17 protein-coding genes and 1 pseudogene are annotated in these 18,939 nt (G+C 68.2%); 7 read left to right on the forward strand and 11 right to left on the reverse strand.

Features of this window, described 5'->3' with window-relative positions:
* Positions 1–1,746, forward strand: a 1,746-nt coding sequence (scpA, locus tag VJ655_RS06830) for a methylmalonyl-CoA mutase (protein WP_324110313.1), incomplete at its 5' end; no start/stop codon positions are given.
* Here the strand turns inward: scpA and VJ655_RS06835 are convergent.
* The gene (locus VJ655_RS06835) at positions 1,743–2,216 is read right to left on the reverse strand and encodes a DUF4112 domain-containing protein (protein ID WP_324110314.1); all 474 of its coding nucleotides are present in this window, start codon (positions 2,214–2,216) and stop codon (positions 1,743–1,745) included. The genes scpA and VJ655_RS06835 overlap by 4 nt on opposite strands.
* 144 nt (positions 2,217–2,360) lie before the next feature.
* On the opposite strand from VJ655_RS06835, the gene meaB reads away from it, so the two are divergent.
* The 4 genes from meaB (at position 2,361) to VJ655_RS06855 (ending at position 4,814) form a co-directional block, all read left to right on the forward strand.
* Complete coding sequence (meaB, locus tag VJ655_RS06840; RefSeq protein ID WP_324110315.1) at positions 2,361–3,347, forward strand: methylmalonyl Co-A mutase-associated GTPase MeaB; 987 nt, start codon at positions 2,361–2,363, stop codon at positions 3,345–3,347.
* A 61-nt stretch (positions 3,348–3,408) separates the two neighbouring features.
* Positions 3,409–3,720, forward strand: coding sequence for a hypothetical protein (locus VJ655_RS06845; RefSeq protein ID WP_324110316.1), 312 nt, complete (start codon positions 3,409–3,411; stop codon positions 3,718–3,720).
* Between the two features lie 47 nt (positions 3,721–3,767).
* Positions 3,768–4,181, forward strand: a complete 414-nt coding sequence (locus tag VJ655_RS06850) for a response regulator transcription factor (RefSeq protein WP_324110317.1) — start codon at positions 3,768–3,770, stop codon at positions 4,179–4,181.
* A gap of 114 nt (positions 4,182–4,295) precedes the next feature.
* On the forward strand, positions 4,296–4,814 hold the full coding sequence (locus VJ655_RS06855; RefSeq protein WP_324110318.1) for a DUF4199 domain-containing protein: 519 nt from the start codon (positions 4,296–4,298) through the stop codon (positions 4,812–4,814).
* 20 nt (positions 4,815–4,834) lie between these two features.
* Here the strand turns inward: VJ655_RS06855 and cckA are convergent, their stop codons facing one another.
* The 6 genes from cckA to VJ655_RS06885 all read right to left on the reverse strand — a co-directional run bounded on the left by cckA (position 4,835) and on the right by VJ655_RS06885 (position 11,053).
* Entirely contained in the window at positions 4,835–6,910 is a 2,076-nt protein-coding gene (gene cckA / locus VJ655_RS06860; protein ID WP_324110319.1) for a cell cycle histidine kinase CckA, read from the reverse strand.
* Positions 6,911–7,011: 101 nt separating this feature from the next.
* Positions 7,012–8,109, reverse strand: a complete 1,098-nt coding sequence (gene flhB, locus VJ655_RS06865) for a flagellar biosynthesis protein FlhB (RefSeq protein ID WP_324110320.1) — start codon at positions 8,107–8,109, stop codon at positions 7,012–7,014.
* Between the two features lie 9 nt (positions 8,110–8,118).
* Positions 8,119–8,874, reverse strand: coding sequence for a flagellar biosynthetic protein FliR (gene fliR, locus VJ655_RS06870; RefSeq protein ID WP_324110321.1), 756 nt, complete (start codon positions 8,872–8,874; stop codon positions 8,119–8,121).
* 15 nt (positions 8,875–8,889) lie between these two features.
* A complete protein-coding gene (gene fliQ / locus VJ655_RS06875; RefSeq protein WP_099445566.1) occupies positions 8,890–9,153 on the reverse strand; it encodes a flagellar biosynthesis protein FliQ in 264 nt (87 codons plus the stop codon).
* A 174-nt stretch (positions 9,154–9,327) separates the two neighbouring features.
* On the reverse strand, positions 9,328–9,630 hold the full coding sequence (locus VJ655_RS06880) for a hypothetical protein (RefSeq protein WP_324110322.1): 303 nt from the start codon (positions 9,628–9,630) through the stop codon (positions 9,328–9,330).
* Positions 9,631–9,691: 61 nt separating this feature from the next.
* Entirely contained in the window at positions 9,692–11,053 is a 1,362-nt protein-coding gene (locus VJ655_RS06885; protein ID WP_324110323.1) for a hypothetical protein, read from the reverse strand.
* Positions 11,054–11,440: 387 nt separating this feature from the next.
* On the opposite strand from VJ655_RS06885, the gene VJ655_RS06890 reads away from it, so the two are divergent.
* Positions 11,441–11,920, forward strand: a complete 480-nt coding sequence (locus VJ655_RS06890; RefSeq protein WP_324110324.1) for a ribonuclease H — start codon at positions 11,441–11,443, stop codon at positions 11,918–11,920.
* Here VJ655_RS06890 and VJ655_RS06895 read toward each other — a convergent pair whose 3' ends face one another.
* On the reverse strand, positions 11,921–12,316 hold the full coding sequence (locus tag VJ655_RS06895; RefSeq protein ID WP_324110325.1) for a methylglyoxal synthase: 396 nt from the start codon (positions 12,314–12,316) through the stop codon (positions 11,921–11,923).
* Between the two features lie 170 nt (positions 12,317–12,486).
* Between VJ655_RS06895 and VJ655_RS06900 the strand changes: the two genes are divergently transcribed.
* Positions 12,487–13,728, forward strand: a complete 1,242-nt coding sequence (locus VJ655_RS06900) for a pyridoxal phosphate-dependent aminotransferase (RefSeq protein ID WP_324110326.1) — start codon at positions 12,487–12,489, stop codon at positions 13,726–13,728.
* Positions 13,729–13,852: 124 nt separating this feature from the next.
* Here the strand turns inward: VJ655_RS06900 and VJ655_RS06905 are convergent, their stop codons facing one another.
* From VJ655_RS06905 to VJ655_RS06915, 3 genes and pseudogenes are all read right to left on the reverse strand, one after another.
* On the reverse strand, positions 13,853–15,451 hold the full coding sequence (locus tag VJ655_RS06905; RefSeq protein ID WP_324110327.1) for a peptide chain release factor 3: 1,599 nt from the start codon (positions 15,449–15,451) through the stop codon (positions 13,853–13,855).
* A 60-nt stretch (positions 15,452–15,511) separates the two neighbouring features.
* The gene (locus VJ655_RS06910) at positions 15,512–17,893 is read right to left on the reverse strand and encodes a TonB-dependent receptor (RefSeq protein WP_324110328.1); all 2,382 of its coding nucleotides are present in this window, start codon (positions 17,891–17,893) and stop codon (positions 15,512–15,514) included.
* Positions 17,894–18,034: 141 nt separating this feature from the next.
* A pseudogene (locus VJ655_RS06915) lies at positions 18,035–18,939 on the reverse strand (hypothetical protein); the annotation flags it as partial.

An 18,939-nucleotide genomic window follows, 5' to 3' on the forward strand; every position in this document is an offset into this window, starting at 1 on the left:
GACATGCGCACGCTGTTCTCGGGCATCCCGCTCGACAAGATGAGCGTGTCGATGACCATGAACGGCGCGGTGCTGCCGATCCTGGCGCTCTACATCGTCGCGGCCGAGGAGCAGGGCGTCAGCCCCGACAAGCTCTCGGGGACGATCCAGAACGACATCCTCAAAGAGTTCATGGTGCGGAACACCTACATCTATCCGCCCGCGCCCTCGATGCGGATCATCTCGGACATCTTCGCCTTCACGTCGGCGAACATGCCCAAGTTCAACTCGATCTCGATCAGCGGCTACCACATGCAGGAAGCCGGCGCGACGGCCGACCTGGAGCTGGCCTACACCCTGGCCGACGGCGTCGAATACGCCCGCGCCGGCGTGGCGGCGGGCATGAGCATCGACGCCTTCGCCCCTCGCCTGTCGTTCTTCTGGGCGATTGGCATGAACTACTTCATGGAAGTGGCGAAGATGCGGGCCGCGCGCCTGCTCTGGGCCCGCCTGATGAAGCGTGAGTTCGAGCCCAAGGACGACCGCTCGCTGTCCCTTCGCACCCACAGCCAGACCTCGGGCTGGTCGCTGGCGGCGCAGGACGTGTTCAACAACGTCGCCCGCACCTGCGTCGAGGCCATGGCGGCCGTGAACGGCCAGACCCAGAGCCTGCACACCAACAGCCTGGACGAGGCCCTGGCCCTGCCGACCGACTTCTCGGCCCGGATCAGCCGCAACACCCAGCTGTTCCTGCAGATGGAGAGCGGCACGACCCGCGTCGCCGACCCCTGGGGCGGCAGCTACTACGTCGAGCGCCTGACCTACGAACTGGCCCAGAAGGCTCTTGAACACATCGAGGAGGTCGAGGCGCTGGGCGGCATGGCCAAGGCCATCGAGCAGGGTCTGCCCAAGCTGCGCATCGAAGAGGCCGCGGCCCGCACCCAGGCCCGCATCGACAGCGGCAAGCAGAGCGTCGTCGGCGTCAACCGCTACAAGCCCGAGGTCGCCGACGATATTCCGGTGCTGAAGGTCGACAACAGCGCCGTGCGCGCCGCCCAGCTGGAAAAACTGGCCCGCCTGAAGGCCGAGCGCGATCCGGCTGCGACCGAAGCGGCGCTGAAGGCGCTGGAGGACGGCGCGCGCGGAACCGGCAACCTCTTGGCCTTGGCCGTCGACGCCGCTCGCGCCAAGGCCACGGTCGGCGAGATCAGCTACGCGCTGGAGAAGGTGTTCGGCCGCCACCGCGCCGAGATCAAGTCGATCCAGGGGGTCTACATGAAGGAGGCCGGCGACGATCCGACCACCGCCCGCGCCAAGGCCATGGTCGAGGCGTTCGAACACGCCGACGGTCGCCGCCCGCGCATCCTGATCGCCAAGATGGGCCAGGATGGCCACGACCGCGGCCAGAAGGTGATCGCCACGGCCTTCGCCGACCTCGGCTTCGACGTCGACATCGGCCCGCTGTTCCAGACCCCGGCCGAGGCCGCCCGCCAGGCGGTCGAGAATGACGTCCACGTGGTGGGCGCGAGCTCACTGGCGGCCGGCCACCTGACCCTGGCGCCGGAGTTGAAGGCGGAACTGGCCAAGCAGGGCCGCGACGACATCCTGATGGTGGTGGGCGGCGTCATCCCGCCCCAGGACTTCCAGGCCCTGCGCGACGCCGGCGCCGCGGCGATCTTCCCGCCGGGCACCGTGATCGCCGAGGCGGCCATCGAGCTGCTGGACAAGCTGAACCGCCAGCTGGGCTACACGCAGGAAGCGGCTTAGGCCGGCTTGCGCCGGAACAGGCCACGCTTCTTCTGGCCGCGTTCGAGGGCCACCTCTTCGGGCAGGCCGTGGCGGGCCTCGATGTCCTTCTGCAGAGCCTTGGCCGCCATCAGGTGGCCGGGGAACAGGGTGTCGACGGCCCAGCCCAGCACGGGCACGGTGTCGGAGAGGTTGTCGGCGGCCAGATAGGCGGTCATGCGGCCCAGGGTCGAAGGCGTGGCCTTGGCCTGGACCGCGTGGAACAGCAGCAGGCCGCCAGCGCCCAGGCCGTAGGCGAGACCGACGCCCGGGACCCAAGCCAGCACGCCGTCGAGGCCGATCCCGAGGGGACCGACTCCGATGAGCCGGTCGGACAGGCGCTTAATCGTTTCGGCCGCCCGCCAGGCGCGATGGGCTTTGAACCGCTGGTCGTCCAAGGGACCAGCTTGCGGATCGGCATAGGCGGAAGCCATCGAGAGGTCGTCGGTCATGATTGCAGAACGTCCCGTGGCGTCCGCCGTTGCGTCGCCCTCAGATCGTGGGGCCCCGCGTTCGCTTCAAGCCCATCGACTTTCGCGCGCCGCTCTTGACCGTTTTGATTTCCCGAAAGGCGTCCGTCCTTTAAGCGAGGTCTCGTGAGTTCCGGTCCTGACATCGACGTCCTCGAACAGCGGTTGGTCGCCGGCGACCGCGCCGCCCTTGCGCGCGCCATCACCCTGGTCGAGAGCCGGCGGCCGGACCATCAGCTGGCCGCGCGGACCTTGTTGTCGCGCCTGATGCCCCTGACCGGACGCGCTCAACGGATCGGGATCACCGGCGTTCCCGGCGCCGGCAAGTCGACGACCATCGAGCGGTTCGGCTGCGACCTGATCGAGGCCGGCTACAAGGTCGCGGTGCTGGCGGTGGATCCCTCCTCGGGCCGCCACGGCGGTTCGATCCTGGGCGACAAGACCCGGATGGAGCGGCTCAGCGTCCAGCCCAACGCCTATATCCGCCCCTCTCCGTCAGGCGGAGCCTTGGGCGGGGTAGCGCGCAAGACCCGCGAGGCCATGCTGCTGTGCGAAGCGGCCGGCTTCGACGTGGTCATTGTCGAGACCGTAGGCGTGGGCCAGTCCGAGACCGTCGTCGCCGACATGGTCGACATCTTCCTGGCCGTGCTGATCCCCGGCGGTGGCGACGAGCTGCAGGGCATCAAGAAGGGCCTGATCGAACTGGCCGACCTCCTGGTCATCAACAAGGCCGACGCCGATCCGGCCAAGGCCGAGCGTTCGGCGCGCGACTATCGCAACGCCCTGCATATCCTGACGCCGGCCAGTCCCGACTGGACGCCGCCGGTGCTGACAGCGTCCGGCCTGACCGGAATGGGGCTGGACGTCCTCTGGACCCAGATCCAGCGTCACCGCGAGATCATGACCGCCAACGGCGAACGCGCCGCCCGCCGCGCCGACCAGGACGCGCGCTGGATGTGGGCCATGGTCCAGGACCGTCTGCAGGAGGCCTTCAGGACCGCGCCGGCCGTGGCGGCGCTGGTCCCCTCCCTCGAAGCAGCCGTGCGCGCCGGCGAGGTTCCGGCCTCCGCCGCCGCGGATCGCTTGCTGAACGCCTTCGGCCTCAACACCTGAACCTGGTCGGGCCGCCGACGGGAATTTTGGCAAGTCCCGGTTTTCGGTCTAAACCCGCCCGATGCTCAAGAAGACGATCATCAGTAAGGCTCCCGACCCGGCCGCCGAGGACGACCGCGCCTGGTTCGAGGCCAACGCCGAACGTCGCTTCCGCCTTCGCGATCCGGCGCCGCTGGAATTCAAGGATCCGTTAGGCGACGCCGGCGAGGGCTTTTCCTGGCGCGTGCTGGTCGCGCGCCTGCCCGACGGTGGCCGCCTGCGGCTGCCGATCTCCCTGTCGTGGGAGCTGCACAACGACCATGCCAAGGACCAGCACCTGAAGATCCTGTTCGACCAGATCGCCCCGCCCGAGGCCAAGGCCCGGCTGGGCTGAAACGCGTCCCGCTTGACGCCCGCCAGGGTTCGCGCACCTTCGGTCCCATGATCCGCACCATCCTTCTCTGGGCGCTGGTCCTGGCCTTGGGCGCCTTCGCCCTGCAGTGGCTCGAGTACCGGTTCCTGGTCCGCGCCTTTCCTTGGCAGGTCTATGTCGGCCTGGTCGGCGCGACCTTCGCCGTCGGCGGCGCGTGGGTCGGCTGGCGACTGGCGGCTCACGCGCGACCGGAAACCTTCGCCCGCAACGAAGCCGCCCTCGCGGCCCTGGGCCTGACGGGCCAGGAGGTGAAGGTGCTGGAACGCCTAGCCGCCGGCCGGTCCAACAAGGAGATCGCCCGCGACCTTGGTCTGTCGCCCAACACCGTGAAGACGCATGTCGCCAATCTGTACGGCAAGCTGGAAGTGGGACGCCGCACCCAGGCCGTCGGCAAGGCGCGGGAGCTGGCGCTGATCCCTTGACGGTCGGACGATCGGGCGAAACCGTCGAATTCACCCGTTCGGGCGATACCGTTCGTCCTTGGGAAGCGGGCAGGTTCGGGACGCGCCGCAGGGGTCGGCACGAGGAGAGCATCCATGACACGCACCATCCTGACCTACGGCCTGATCTCGGGCGCGATCATCATCCTGGGCATGATCAGCACCATCGTCCTTTCGGCGCGGCACAGCCTCTGGCTGGGCTACTTGATCATGCTAGTAGGGCTCACGGCCATCCTGCTGGCCGTGAAGTCGCACCGCGACAAGGCGCTGGGCGGCGTGATCAAGTTCTGGCCCGCCCTCCTGCTGGGCCTGGGCGTCGCCGTCGTGGCCGGGATCGCCTACGTGGCGATCTGGGAGGGCTATCTGGCCATTACCCACTATCGCTTCATGGACGACTATACCGCCGGCGTCCTAGCCGCGAAGAAGGCCGAAGGCCTGTCCGGCGCCGCCTACGCCAAGCTGGTCGCCGAGATGGCCGAGATGGAGCGCAACTACGCCAACCCGCTGTACCGGATGCCGATGACCTTCGCCGAGATCTTCCCGGTCGGCGCGCTGGTCGCCCTGGTCAGCGCGGCGCTGCTGCGCAATCCGAGGTTCCTGCCGGCGCGGGTTTGAAACACGCGTCGCTGGAAGGGTCAGGCCGCCTGCAGCTGCTGCTTGACCCGCTCGGCCAACGTCTTGATGTCGATCGGCTTGGGCAGGAAGGTCACGCCCGTCTCGCCTTCCAGCAGGTCGCTGAACTCGGCCTCGGCATAGCCGGAGATGAACATCACCGGCGCGGTCCCGAGATAGCCGCGCGCCTTCTTCAGCAGGGTTGGACCGTCGATGCCGGGCATGATCACGTCGGAGATCAGGAGGTCGATGGTGCCGGCGTGCTCCTCGGCGATCAGCAACGCCTCCTCGCCGTCGGCAGCCTCCAGCACCTCGTAGCCACGGGCCCGAAGCAGGCGGGCGGCGACGCTGCGAACGGCGTCTTCGTCCTCGACGAACAGGATGCGGCCGGCGCCCGAAAGGTCGCGGGCGGCGCGCGGCTTGACCGGCTCGGCCGTGGCCTGGGCAGCCACCACGCCCGCGGGGGCGTCGTAGATCGGCAGGAAGATGCGGAACGCCGCGCCTTCGCCCGGACGGCTGTGAACGTGGATCCAGCCATCGCTTTGCTTGACGATGCCATAGACGGTGGCCAGGCCCAGGCCCGTGCCCTCGCCCACCGGCTTGGTGGTGAAGAACGGATCGAAGATCTTGCCCATCACATCGGGCGGGATGCCGGGACCATCGTCGCTGACCTCGATGAAGGCGCAATCGCCGTCGGCGGCCGGGAAGCCCAGGCCGATGGCCTCGTCGCGGGTCAAGCGCGCGGTGCGGATGCGCACGACGCCGCCGCCCTTGGCCGCCCGCACCGCGTCACGGGCGTTGACGGCCAGGTTCATGACGGCGGTCTCAAGCTGGCTCTTGTCGGCCCGCACCTGCGGCAGGTCGCGGCCGTAGTCGGTGATCAGCTTGACATCTTCGCGCAGCAGGCGGCGCAGCAGCACCTCGAACTCGGAGATCAGCTCGCCCAGATCCAGCACCTCGCGCTGGACGGTCTGCTTGCGCGAGAAGGCCAGCAATTTGCGGACCAGGTCGGCGGCGCGCACGCCCGTCTGGCGGATCTCGTTCAGGCCCTCGTACGACGGATCGCCGACCGGGTGGCGATGCAGCAGCTCGTCCAGGCGCAGTTGGATGGCGGTCAGCAGGTTGTTGAAGTCGTGCGCCACGCCGCCGGCCAGTTGGCCAATGGCCTGCATCTTCTGCGCCTGAGCCAGTTGCAGCTCCATCTGCTTCTGCTCGGACACGTCGATCATGTAGGCCACCAGGCGGCCTTCTGCGCGATACAGATAGAGGTGGGCGATGCGGGTCGGGTCGCGCGCCAGGCGCACTTCGTATGGTCCGGCGCGCCCCTCGGCGAGGCGGGTCTCGGCCTCGGCGCGCGACGCCGCGTCGATCAGCTCGCCGAACATCATCCCGGCCTTGGCGCCGGTCATGGCGGTCAGGGCCGGATTGGCTTCAAGCACGCGCGACTTGAAGGGCTCAAGCCCTTCCAGCAGCGCCGCGCCGAAGGGCGAGGCGCCGGCGAAAGCGTCCAGCGTGCTAGGCGGCGGCGCGGCGCGCTCGGCCATCGGCGTGGGCGCCGCCGGCGCGACCACCGGTTCGGGCCCGACGACCGGCGTCAGGCGGATCAGCAGGCGTCCGCCGACCAGCCGGGAAACTCTCGCGGTGTGATCGACGCCGCCGGCGTGCAGCACGCCCTCGCCCATCTCGCCATTGCGGGCCTGGACCAGGGCCGCGAACAGGCTGGAGCCGGCCACGCCCTTGGGCAGGCGACGGCGATCGCCCATCAGGGCGCGCCAGGCGGCGTTGGCGGCCAGAACGCGGCCGTCAGGCGCGGCAAGTCCTGCCGGCTCGCTCAGGGCGTCGATGAAGCCCTCGGCCTGGTCGGCGTCGGATCCCCCCGAGGCCGAGCCGCGTATGGCCACCAGCCCCAGCACGGCCACCCCCGCCACGCCCAGCAAGAGCAGAAGGCCCGCCAAGGTCGCCGGCCCCGCCTTCAGCGCCGGCGCGGCCGAGAATCCGGCCGCGGCCACGAAGAACACCGCCGCCCCCGCCAGCCACGGATCGAAGCGCCGGCGGGGCGCGCCGGTCGAAGCTCTGTCCTGGAGGTGAAGATCGGCCATGGGCGGCATAGGAACCTTGTTTACGGCGAGGCTGCGACTCACCCGTAGTCGTTGAAACAATAGCCTTTCCCGGCCGCTAGGTCATTTTTGCGGAAATATGACTAGAGCGGGCGGGCGCGGGACTGGGTGCGGGACTGGGGCTTCTTCCCGTTGAGGATGAAGCTGATGACCTTGGCAACGGCCTCGAAGTGCTCGACGGGGATTTCCTCGTCGACCTCGACGCTGGCGTAGAGGGCCCGGGCCAGGGGCGGATCCTCCAGCACGGGCACGCCATGCTCCTCGGCGACGGCGCGGATCTTCAGGGCCAGTTCGTCCACGCCCTTGGCCACGCACAGCGGGGCGGGCGTCTCGCCGGCCTCGTACTTCAGCGCCACGGCGTAGTGGGTCGGGTTCATCACCACCACGGTCGCCTTGGGCACGGCCTGCATCATCCGCTGGCGCGAGCGCTGCATCTGGATTTGGCGGCGCTTGCCCTTGATATGCGGGTCGCCGTCCGACTGCTTGAACTCGTCCTTGACCTCCTGGAGGGTCATCCGCATGCGGTTCATGAACCGTTGGCGCTGCCAGAACCAGTCGACAGCCGCGGTGGCGGCCAGGAAGAGGATCACCGCCAGCAGCAGCGACTTCGACAGCTTCATCGCCTCCGGCAGCATCGCCGCGGGGTCCATGCCCACCAGGTTCCGGACCTCGCCGACGTGCGGCTTCATCACCATCCAGGCGATCAGGCCGGTGACCAGGAACTTCACCGCCGACTTGGCGAACTGCATGAAGCCGTCGATGCCGAAGATGCGGCCCAGGCCCTTGATCAGGTCCAGCTTGTTGAAGTCTGGCTTCAGCTTGTCCGGCGTCAGCAGGAAGCCGGACTGGGCGATGTGGGCGGCCGCGCCCGCGAAGCCGGCGACGATCATCACCAGGACCAGCGGCGGCAGGGCGGCCAGGGTCGCCTGCCTCATCACCACCATGGCCCCGCCACTCGACAGGTCGATCGTGCCGGCGTGGGCGATGAATGGATAAAGCGCCGAAGCCAGGTCACGCGTCAGCCAGCCGCCGGCCAGCAGCAGCACCGACACCGCCCCGGCCAACGAGGCCAGTTGCGGGATGTCGGGGCTCTTGACGACGTCGCCCTTGGCGCGCGCGTCCGATAACCGTTTGGCTGACGGTTCTTCTGTTTTCGACTCGGGATCCGTATCGTCCGCCACGCGCGCCTCCTAGCTGAAGATCTCGAGGAGTTCGCGGTAACGGTCGGTCCAGACCATGGCGATGCCGCCTAGCGACAGGGCCAGCAGGGACAGGCCTAGAATCACGCTGAGCGGCGAGGTCACGAAGAAGATCTGAAAGGCGGGCATGACCCGCCCCACCAGCCCCGTGGCCAGGTTGAAGACCAGGGAAAACACGATCACCGGCGCGGCTAGCTGGACGCCCAGCGAGAACGACTGCGCCACGGTGCGTACCGCCAGGGCGACGGCGTCGTTGACGGGCACCGCGCGGGTGAACGGAAACAGCGTGTAGGACTTGACGATCGCGCCGATGAACAGGTGATGCAGGCCCGTGGCCATCACCAGAGTCAGGCCCATCATCGACAGAAAGGTGGCCACCGCCGTGCTCGATCCCTGCATCGCGGGGTTGGTGGTCTGGGCGAACGACAGGGTCGTCTGCATCGAGATGATCTCGCCGGCCGTGGTCAGCGAGATCAAGAACAGCCGCAGCACCGAGCCGACCATCAGGCCGATCAGAATCTCGTGGATCACGGCCCCGACCAGCCCCCCCAGGGTGGCCGGGATCGGCGGCACGGTGTTGGCGACCAGCGGTCCCACCAACATGGCCATCAACAGGGCGAACGACAGGCGGATGCGCGGCGGCACCGACTGGTCGCCGATGCCCGGCATGGTCATGACCATGGCGCCCACGCGCGAGAACACGAGGGCGGCGACATAGACCTGGAACGCCGTGGCGAAGGAGTTCACGGGCCCTCGCCTCTTCTACATGCCAGCGATGCGAGCGGCGATCTGGCGCATGAAGGCGCTCATCAGCGCGCCCATCATCGGCAGGAAGATCAGCAGCGACACGAAGATGGCGACGATCTTGGGCGCATAGACCAGGGTCTGTTCCTGGATCTGTGTGAGCGCCTGGAAGAGGCCGATCGCGACACCGACCACCAGGCCCACGATCAGCACCGGCGCGCACAGTTTGAGCGTCAGCCAGATCGCGTCCCGGCCGACATCAAGAACCTCGGCGCCCGTCATGCAAAGCCTCGTGGGAATCGGCCGCAAAGGCCGCTGGAATCGAGGCTCCAGCTTGGGGGAAATATGGTTAACAGGGCGTTAGGGGTTGACGTCCGACGGCCGGGATGCGGCCAGGCGCGACGGTGGGTCGCAACCTGAAAACCCCCTTCAACCGCCGGGAAGAGAGAAAAATCCTCAGCGGATCCGGATACGCACCGGCACCTGGATGTAAGAGCCCGCGCGGCTTTTGCCGTCTGGGCCCAGCAGGTCGACCTGGAACTGAGAGGCCATCGACAGGGCGGCTTGGCCGACGCCGAGGTCGCCCGGCGTCTCGTCCTGGACCGTGCAGGCCGTCAGGCGGCCGTCGCTCTTGACCAGGCAGTTCAGCATGGCGACGGCCACGCGCGGCTGGGACGCGGGGATGAGCATGTCCGACTCGGCCTTCGCCGGAACAGTGTTGGCGGCGATAGCGGCGGCCAGGGCGAGCGAAGCAATCACGAGTTCATCCCTTACTTATCGTTCTGTCGGCGGGCCCTTCCCCGCCTCGTCCCGTTTCGGGTCAGGCGGCCGGGGCCCGCTGCAGACGTTGCAGGCCTTGTGCCGCCAAGTCGGTCAGCGACCGCAGGCCCAGCTCGGAAAAGATGTCGAAGGCCGCGGCCAGGGCGATGCCGGCGCGAGCCAGGCGGCCATCGTCGCGGCCGGTGATCTCGACACGGGCTTCGTAGAGCCGGGCCAGGTTCATCTGGGCGACGGCCCAGCTGGCCGGGTCCCGTCCGCCGCGCACCTCGGCCAGCTCGGCCTTGAACGCCAGCTCGGCGGCGTCCAGCACCGCCAGGTCGGCGGTCAGTTCGGCGCAGCGAGCCAGGCACAGGGCGCGGTTGTTGGCGACCTGGGCGCGCAGGGCCAGCGCAGGCTGGACCTTCAGCACATGGGTGGCGCGGTCGTAGGCCGACACGGCCTGCTCGAAGACGCGTTCGCTGGTCGACGCCTCGCCCATGGCCTGCAAGGCCGCGCCGAGCATGGCCTGGGCGCGGGCCCAGTCCATCGGACTGTGGTCGACGCTCAGAACCTCCACGGCGGCGCTCATCGCCTGGACGCCGTCGGCGATGCGCGAAAGCTCGCCGTCCAGGTCGCCAAGTTGCGCCAGAGCCGCGCCGCGCAGAGTCTCCAACCGCGACCAGGCCAGTGGTTCGAAATCGGCGTCCACGCCTTCGAGAGCGGTCTTGGCCTCGGCGGCGGCCAGCTCGGCCAGGGCGCGGTCCTTCAGACGCGCGGCGCAGGTCAGGATCAGGTCGATGCGCGCGCTGCGCTGGTCGGCCAGTTGCAGACGGGCCGCCCCACCCTTCGTCCGCTTGGCGGCGGCCAGGGCGCCCAGCGGCGCGTCGAAGGCCTGAACGGCGGCCAGGGCGCGATCGAGGTCTCCCTCGGCCAACGCCGCTCGTCCTTCCAGCCCGGCCGACAGGGCCCCACAGAGCGCCGTCCGATGATTGGCCGGCGTGCGCGCCAGCGTGGCGGACGCGGCCGCCACCAATCCCTCGTCGCCGAAGAGGTCGGCGCCGAGCATGGCCAGCACGGCCTGCTCGCAGCGCGCGGCGGCCAAGCCGTCGTGGCGGCGCTCTGCCTCGAAAATCTTCACGGCGGCCTCGGCCTGGGCAGCGCCCTTGCGTAGGGCCGTGGCGTCGCCGCTGCGCCGGGCCAGCTCGCGCCAGATCACCGCGGCCTCCAGCAGGCGCGCCCCGCGATCCTTGGTCCCGATCCGGCCCGCGACGACATCCGCCGACCGCGCCTCGTTCGTCAGCAGGCGTACGTCCAGCAGCTCGAGCAGCGATGTGTCGCCGCCGGTCAGGCCCTCGCGCCACGCGTTCTTGAACTCGGCCTCGACGCCGAACAGCCGCTTCAGATCTCGCCCGAATTCGAACATGGCCCGCGCACTCCACTTGGGACGTCCCACGTCGGGACACCCGACAAAGGTTCAACGCCCAATCAGCAAAACCGGAGCCAGCGACTTTAACAAGTGGTTAACAGGTGTTTACGACGCATTAACCATAGATATTTTCCAAATTTTTACACCTTGTTTCAAATTTCAACCATAATGGTTGATATAGTAGCAAATTGGCACACTTCTTGCTTAGGCGAATACCAGCCAGAGCTCGTCTCGACCGCTTTGTTAGAACTTTGTTCATTGAACTTAAAATGACGTTAACCATAAGTTTTCGCCGGGTGTTTACCCTTCGTTCGACCACCCCTCCCCTGACATCGCCGAAGCAGGTTAGAAGGCGATCTCGCATCGCCTGAATGGGAGCCCGTCATGGTCGCCGTCACTCTGTGGATCGCCAGCCTCTGCCGCCCGGATCCGGGCTATGGCGGCTGGGCGTATGTACGGCGGACGGATGGTGAGACCGGCGCGGCCGCCATCAAGGGCGCGGCCGGAGGCGAGCGTCGCACCAGCGGCGCGAAAATGAGCCTGGCGGCTTTGACCGAGGCCTTGGAGAGCCTGTCGGAGCTTCCGGCCGACACCACGGTGACTCTGCGCTTCTCCGATCCGGATCTCGCCGGCCAACTCGTGGCGGCGGACGGCGACTACGCCGCCGCCGAACCCGAGGCCTGGGCCGCCGCCCGCGCCGCGGTCGCCGCGCGGCCAGTGCTCGAGCTGATCCCCGCCTCGCCCACCGACGCGGCCAACGGCTTCCTCGCCGCCTGGGCTGAGTTCGGCCTGGACACCAGCAAGTCGCGCGGCAGCTTCAAGGCCGCGATCCCCAAGCCGAACCTGATGAAGTTCCCGGGCTAGCTAGCTCGGCTGGCAGGCGACGATCAGGTCTGCCGTCGCGGCGTTGCAGGCGAACGGAATGTTGGCCAGGGTCGCCATGCGGATCAACGCCTTGACGTCCACGTCGTGCGGCTGCGGCGACAGCGGGTCGACGAAGAAGACCAGCACGTCAAGCCGCCCCTCGGCGATCATCGCGCCCAGCTGTTGGTCGCCGCCCAGCGGCCCGCTCTTCAGCCGTACCAGATTGAGCTGAGGCAACGCCTCCAGGATCCGCCCGCCGGTGGTGCCGGTGGCGAACAGCGCCTTGTCCTTCAGGAAGTCCGCATGGGCCACGGCCCAGTCGACCAGGGCGGCCTTCTTGTCGTCGTGGGCCACCAATCCGATTGAGAGCGGGCCGATGGCGAGGGGAGCGGACATGGGCGTCTCCGGGACCTTTGGAGGTCGCACTCATTTCGCGCCCGCGCGCCGATGGCAAGCGCCGCGCTGCCTGCGGCTTGAGCAGGGTTCGTTTTCGATCGCCCCGCCTCTTGCGCGCGAGCCGCAAGAGGTCCGTCCTGTCGCCACTCGACAAAACAGGGAGACAGGGCATGAGCACGCAGACGTCCGAACCGGCGCTGGGACGCCGATCCTTCCTGCGAGGTGCGGCCTTCATCGCCGCGGCCGCGCCGATCCTGACCGAGGCGCATCTGGCCCAGGCGGCCGCCCAAGGCGCGACCCAGGCCGCGGCCCCGCCGTCCGGCATGGCCCTGCACGGCCAGAGCCCGAACGCGCCGCCGCCGGGCATGACCCTGATCAACGCCAACGAAAACCCGCTGGGTCCCAGCAAGGCGGCCTGCGACGCGATCGCCCGCGTGGCGCCGCTGGGCGGCCGCTACGACCTGAACGGCGAGACCGACCTCCTGGCCAGGACCTTCGCCGCCCAGAACGGCCTCAAGCTCGAGAACGTCGCCGCCTATGCGGGCTCGTCCGAGCCCCTGCACTACAGTGTGCTGGCCTTTACCTCGCCGACACGCAGCTTCGTCACCGCCGATCCGTCCTACGAGGCGGGCATGTTCGCCGCCAGGACCAGCCAGGCCAAGATCGTCAAGGTTCCCCTGACCGCCGACTGCGCCCACGACGTCAAGGCGATGGTCAAGGCCGACCCGCAGGCCGGCGTCATCTACATCTGCAATCCGAACAACCCGACTGGCACCCTGACGACCAAGCAGGACATCGTCTGGGCGCTGGAGAACAAGCCGGCCGGTTCGATCCTGCTGGTCGACGAGGCCTATATCCACCTGACCGACGCCCAGGACACGCTGGACCTGGTGGCGGCCGGCAAGGACCTGATCGTCCTGCGCACCTTCTCCAAGATCTACGGCATGGCCGGCATCCGCTGCGGCTTCGCCGTCGCCCGCCCGGACCTGCTGGCAAAGCTGACGCCGTTCGGCCAGAACGCCATGCCGATCACCGGCTCGGCCGCCGCCCGCGCCTCGCTGGAGGACGCCAAACTCGTGCCGGAGCGCCGCAAGCTGATCGGCGACACCCGCCGCGAGACCATCGCCTGGCTGAAAGCCAACAATTACAAGGTGATCGGCGATCCGCAGACCAACTGCTTCATGATCGACACCGGCCGCGACGGCAAGGCGGTGTTCGCGGCGATGAAGGCCAGGAACGTCATGATCGGCCGCACCTGGCCGATCTGGCCCAACGCCGTCCGTGTTTCGGTCGGCACGCCCGAGGAGATGGCCAAGTTCAAGGTGGCCTTCAAGGCGGTTATGGACAGCCCGCCGATGGCCTTCGAGGATCACGTGCAGCTGGCGGAGCTGGACTACTTCGCGATGCTATAAATCTTGTCATCCCGGACAAGCGCGTAGCGCGCCGATCTGGGACCGCCAGAAGCTCCGAGCCTGTGGCGGTCCCGGCTCTCCGCTACGCTACGGCCGGGATGACAATCTAGGTTGGGCGAAGCCCCTACGCCCGCTCCTTGGTCCGCTCGAAGCGCACCTTCGGATAACGTTCGGCGACGTAGCCGATCTCCCAGGACGACTTGCCCAGGAACACGGGCTGCTCGTCGATGTCCTGGCCCATCGCCGACTTGTGCTTGTTCACGAAGTCCTCGACGTCGGCCCGGTCGCCGCCCAGCCAGCGGGCCTCGGCATAGGGGCTGGCTTCGAAGATGCACTCCAGCTGGTATTCGTTGGCCAGCCGGTCGGCCATGACCTCGAACTGCAGCTGACCCACGGCGCCGACGATGAAGTCGCTGCCGATCATGGGCCGGAAGAGCTGGGTCACCCCTTCCTCGGCCAAGCCCTCGAGCGCCTTCTTCAGGTGCTTGGCCTTCAGCGGGTCCTTCACGCGGACGCGGCGCAGGATTTCCGGAGCGAAGTTGGGCAGGCCCGCGAAGCGCAGCGTCCCGCTTTCGGACAGGCTGTCGCCCACCCGCAGGACGCCGTGGTTGGGGATGCCGATCACGTCACCGGCGAAGGCGTCCTCGGCCAGTTCGCGATCGCTGGCGAAGAACATGATCGGCGCGTTGACGCTCATGGCCTTGCCGGTGTTCTGGGCCTTCAGCTTCATGCCGCGCGTGAAGCGGCCGCTGGTCAGGCGCAGGAAGGCGATCCGGTCGCGGTGGTTGGGGTCCATGTTCGCCTGGACCTTGAAGACGAAACCCGACACCTCGCTGTCGCCCGGAGCGACGTGGGTCTCGGCGCCGTTGCGGGTGGCCGCGGCCGGCTTGGGCGCGGGCGCATAGGCGCCGATGCCACCCAGCAGCTCCGACACGCCGAAATGGCGCAGGGCCGAGCCGAAGAACACCGGCGTCATGTGGCCTTCCAGGAACGACTGGACGTCGAACGGCTTGCTGGCCTCCTGGACCAGCATGGCGCCCTCCTCGACCTCGGCCTGCTCTTCGGGCGTCAGGTACTGGACCACCGCGTTGGAGTTCATCGCGACCGGGTCGGGATGCCCCTCCTCGTCGGTGGAACTCTTCTTGGCGTAGGGCACGAACTTCTGGCCGCGCAGGTCCATCATGCCCTTGAACCGCCCGCCGGAGCCGGCCGGCCAGTAGAGCGGCGCGGGATCCAGGGCCAGCTTGGACGACACCTCGTCCAGCAGTTCGAACGGGTCCTGGGCCTCGCGGTCCATCTTGTTGATGAAGGTGATGATCGGGATGTCGCGCAGGCGGCAGACCTCGAACAGCTTCAGGGTTTGGGGCTCGATGCCCTTGGCGGCGTCCAGCACCATGACCGCCGCGTCGGCGGCCGTCAGGGTGCGGTAGGTGTCTTCCGAGAAGTCCTCGTGGCCCGGGGTGTCCAGCAGGTTGAACATCAGGCCGTCGTGGTCGAACGTCATCACCGAGGCGCTGACCGAAATGCCGCGCTCGCGCTCGATCTTCATCCAGTCCGACTGGGTGCGCCGCGTCTGGCCGCGCGCCCGCACCGCCCCGGCCGCCCGGATCGCCCCGCCGGCCAGCAGCAGGTTCTCGGTCAGGGTCGTCTTGCCAGCGTCGGGGTGGCTGATGATGGCGAAGGTGCGCCGACGGGCGGCTTCAGCGGCGGGGGAAGTGCTCATGGGCGGGGACTAGCCCCATCGGCCCATTTTGTCACCTTCCCTCGCCGCTTTGCGCACGGGTCAGAACTTCGCCGACACCCGCGCGTACCAGAGGCCGCCGTCGGTGTCGTAGGGGGCGTTGCGCGAATAGATCAGGCCGCGCGAGGCCTGGAAGGTCGCTTCGTCCGGATAGGTGTCGAACAGATTCTCGGCCCCGACCGTCAGCTTGATCGCGTCGGTCAGCTGGGCGCTGACCGAGAGATCCACCAGGGTCTTGCCCGCGAACTTCTGGATCAGATCGGCGGCGCCATTGGCCTGGGCGTCGGTCCACTCTCCCGACCATCGCGCGCGGATCAGGCCGCTGAAGCGGGCCTTGGCGTAGTCGAAAGTGACGTTGGCGGCGTTCTGCGGCAGGCCATCTTCCAGGTTGATGCGGGCCAGTTTCGAGACCTCGGTCAGCTTGGAGCGGGTGACCTTGGTGTCGTTCCAGTTCCAGGCGGCGGTGACGCCGGCCCGGCCGCCCAGCAACTGGCCGCGCCAGGAGCCGACCACGTCGACGCCCTGGGTGCGGGTGTCGAACGAATTGGTGAAGTAGCTGACCGTCGTCAGGCTGTCGGCGCCAGGCACGCCGGCCGCGACCAGTTGGGCGCGCAGGGCCGGCGTCACCGTGAAGTTCGGCGACACGGCGAAGCGGTTGTCGACCTCGATGCGGTAGTAGTCCACCGAGGCGGTGAAGCCGCCCTGACGGAACACCGCGCCCAGCGACAGGTTCTTCGATTCCTCGGGCTCCAGAGGCTTCGCGCCCAGGGCCACCGAGATCGGATTGACTGGCGAGAGACGGCCCGAGGTGAACAGCAGCAAGGTGGTCGTGTTCAGGCCCTGCGAGGTGCGGGTGTTGTTGATCTGCCCGGCCGTCGGCGCGCGGAAGCCGGTCGAGACCGCGCCACGGATGGCGAAGTTCGGCGTAAACTCGTAGCGCGCGGCGATCTTGCCGTCGGTGGTCTGGCCGAACTCCGAGAAGTCCTCATGGCGCACGGCGATGTCGGCGTCGAGCTTGTCGGTGATCGGCAAGTCGAGGTCGACGTAGCCGGCGTAGCTGGTCTGGTCCCAGGATCCCGCCTGGCTGGGGGCGTAGCCAGGGAAGCCGTTCGAGCCGCTGGGCAGACCGGCGGGCGCGCCGGGGCCGACGTCCCACGAATAGCGGTCGCCCGCCTGGATCTCGTAGGTCTCCTTGCGGGCTTCCAGCCCCACGGCCAGGTTGGCGGGCTTGGCCAGGAACGACCAGGCCAGCGGACGCGAGGCGTCCAGGTTCAGGGTCGCCTCCTTCTGGATCAGCGAACCGGCGTCGAAGCTGGTCGGCGACTGCGGCCCGAACGAGGCGTTGATGCTGTTGTTCAGGAAGTAGTCGACCTTGTCGCGCCCCCAGCCCGCCGAGGCGTCCCACGACCAGCCCATGGTCTCGCCGCGCACGCCGCCGTTGATCGAGGCGTTGGTCTCGTCCTGACCGAACTTCGGCGAGAAGCCGGCCGGATAGAGCTGGCTCAGCGACCAGCCGGGGAAGGCGGGGCTCGTGCGATACGAGGTGTCCGTCGACGGGTTGCGCCAGTTGAAGTCGGTGACGCCGTGCATGTCGCTATAGGTGGCGAAGGCGTAGGCCTCGACCGCGTCGTTGATCGGCAGGACCAGGTTCAGCGAGCCGCGCCACACCTCGCGGTCGGGCTGGCCCCAACGCTGGACGGGGTTGGGGACCTTAATGTTCGGATTGGCGGCCTGGAAGGCGATGGCGTCCGGACGCTGGCGGGTGCGCGAGGTGGCCTCGGCCTTGGTGTAGTCGACCGCGCCGACCAGGCTGCCGCCCTGACCGATCGCCAGGCCGTAGCGCCCGCCGACTTCGGTCTTGTCGCCGTCGCCGGCGTAGTAGCGGCCATATTGGCCGTAGCCCTCGAAACCGGTCTTGTCGCTGAGGATGATGTTGATCACCCCGGCGATGGCGTCCGAGCCGTACTGGGCCGAGGCGCCGTCGCGCAGCACTTCGATGCGCTCGATGCCGCTGGTCCCCAGCGAGGCCAGGTCGACGCCCTGCTGGCCTCGACCGCCCAGCACCGCCGAGCGGTGGCGGCGCTTACCGTTGACCAGCACGAGCGTCTGGTCCGGCGACAGGCCGCGCAAGGTCGCCGGGCGCACGAAGGCCTGGCCGTCCGCGGCCGGCAGGCGCTGGACGTTGAACGACGGCGTGGTGGCCGCCAGCTTGTCCATGATCTCGTCCGAGACGGTGTTCCTCAGCGCTTCGGCGCTGACGACGTCGATCGGCGCGACCGACTCGAAGGCCGTGCGGTCGACCCGCCGCGTGCCCGTGACGACGACGGTATCGACCTCCGCCGCGTCGGCGACCGGGGTCGCCTGCTGGGCGTGGGCTTGGCTGGAAAGGGCCAGGGCGAGAGCGCCCCAGGCGACCGTGGACATGATCTTCATCGTCAACCTGCACTGTTCAGTTCAGCGCCGGTTAGCGGCCAGACTTGTCAGGTCGGCGACGGTGACGTGTTGGTTCGATGAAGGGTTCGCGACCGTTCTCTGAAATGGCGATTTTCGTCCGAACCGTGCGCACTACCCTTTGCCGGCGCCAGCCTTCTCGCGAACGACCTTCAACAAGGTCGCGGCGGCTTCGGCCAGCTTGCCGCCGTGCGGATTGTTGGCGACAGGCTCCAGCAACCGGATCGCGTCGTCGAACCGCCCCCGGCTGGCCAGGGCCTGACCGGCGTTGAAGCGGATTTCCTGGACCTGTGGGGCCAGCTGGGAGGCCAGCTCCAAGACGTTCAAGGTGTTGTCGCTGGGATAGCCCGGCTCGCCGCGCCGCGTCTTCGCGAAGTCGTACAGCGTTTGATAGGTGTCGGGCCCCGCCTTGTTGGCTCGACCGAAGAACCGGGCCGCCTCGGCCGTCAGCGCCCGACCGCCCTCTCCCGCTTTCTCCGCTTGGGCCAGGCGGTTCTCCCCGGCCAGGCGCAAGGCCTCGGCATCGTCGGCGTGACCCACCAACCAGTCGTCCAACAACTTGTTCGAGACGGCCATGTCACCATACCCGGCTTCCACGCGGGCCAGGGACAAGGTCGCCAGTCTGTCGTCGGGATATCTGGGCGCGTCGGCGCGGACGGTCCTCAGAAGTTTCTCCCCGAGGTCCTTGGCCAGGCCGAGCTTGGCCTGCTGGTTCTCCAGCAGCAGATCGCCCGCCGATGCGGGAAGGTCGGTGACAGTCATTGGAAAGTCCGGCTGCTTGTCGCGGACCAGGGTCTTGGTCGGGATGGCGCTGCGCAGATAGACCAGCATCACACGGTCCAGGTCCTCGACCGATATCCCCGTGGCCTTGGGCCAGGAGGTCAAGGGATCCTCACCGCGCGCGACCGCGGCCAGGTAGGCGGAGAGCCTCTTCTTCCGCTCCGGATCGGACAGCATGTAGTGCGTGAGCAGCCATGCCTGCCCATAGAAGGCAGCCCCGCCATGCTCCGACAGTTGGC

Source organism: Caulobacter sp., assembly GCF_035254145.1.
Lineage (GTDB): Bacteria > Pseudomonadota > Alphaproteobacteria > Caulobacterales > Caulobacteraceae > Caulobacter.

Excerpts from the sequence above, each read along its gene's own strand:
- VJ655_RS06835 (WP_324110314.1), bottom strand. The coding sequence starts at position 2,216 with ATGACCGACGACCTCTCGATGGCTTCCGCCTATGCCGATCCGCAAGCT.
- VJ655_RS06845 (WP_324110316.1), top strand. The coding sequence starts at position 3,409 with ATGCTCAAGAAGACGATCATCAGTAAGGCTCCCGACCCGGCCGCCGAG.
- VJ655_RS06850 (WP_324110317.1), top strand. The coding sequence starts at position 3,768 with ATGATCCGCACCATCCTTCTCTGGGCGCTGGTCCTGGCCTTGGGCGCC.
- VJ655_RS06855 (WP_324110318.1), top strand. The coding sequence starts at position 4,296 with ATGACACGCACCATCCTGACCTACGGCCTGATCTCGGGCGCGATCATC.
- cckA (WP_324110319.1), bottom strand. The coding sequence starts at position 6,910 with ATGGCCGATCTTCACCTCCAGGACAGAGCTTCGACCGGCGCGCCCCGC.
- fliQ (WP_099445566.1), bottom strand. The coding sequence starts at position 9,153 with ATGACGGGCGCCGAGGTTCTTGATGTCGGCCGGGACGCGATCTGGCTG.
- VJ655_RS06885 (WP_324110323.1), bottom strand. The coding sequence starts at position 11,053 with ATGTTCGAATTCGGGCGAGATCTGAAGCGGCTGTTCGGCGTCGAGGCC.
- VJ655_RS06890 (WP_324110324.1), top strand. The coding sequence starts at position 11,441 with ATGGTCGCCGTCACTCTGTGGATCGCCAGCCTCTGCCGCCCGGATCCG.
- VJ655_RS06895 (WP_324110325.1), bottom strand. The coding sequence starts at position 12,316 with ATGTCCGCTCCCCTCGCCATCGGCCCGCTCTCAATCGGATTGGTGGCC.
- VJ655_RS06900 (WP_324110326.1), top strand. The coding sequence starts at position 12,487 with ATGAGCACGCAGACGTCCGAACCGGCGCTGGGACGCCGATCCTTCCTG.
- VJ655_RS06905 (WP_324110327.1), bottom strand. The coding sequence starts at position 15,451 with ATGAGCACTTCCCCCGCCGCTGAAGCCGCCCGTCGGCGCACCTTCGCC.
- VJ655_RS06910 (WP_324110328.1), bottom strand. The coding sequence starts at position 17,893 with ATGTCCACGGTCGCCTGGGGCGCTCTCGCCCTGGCCCTTTCCAGCCAA.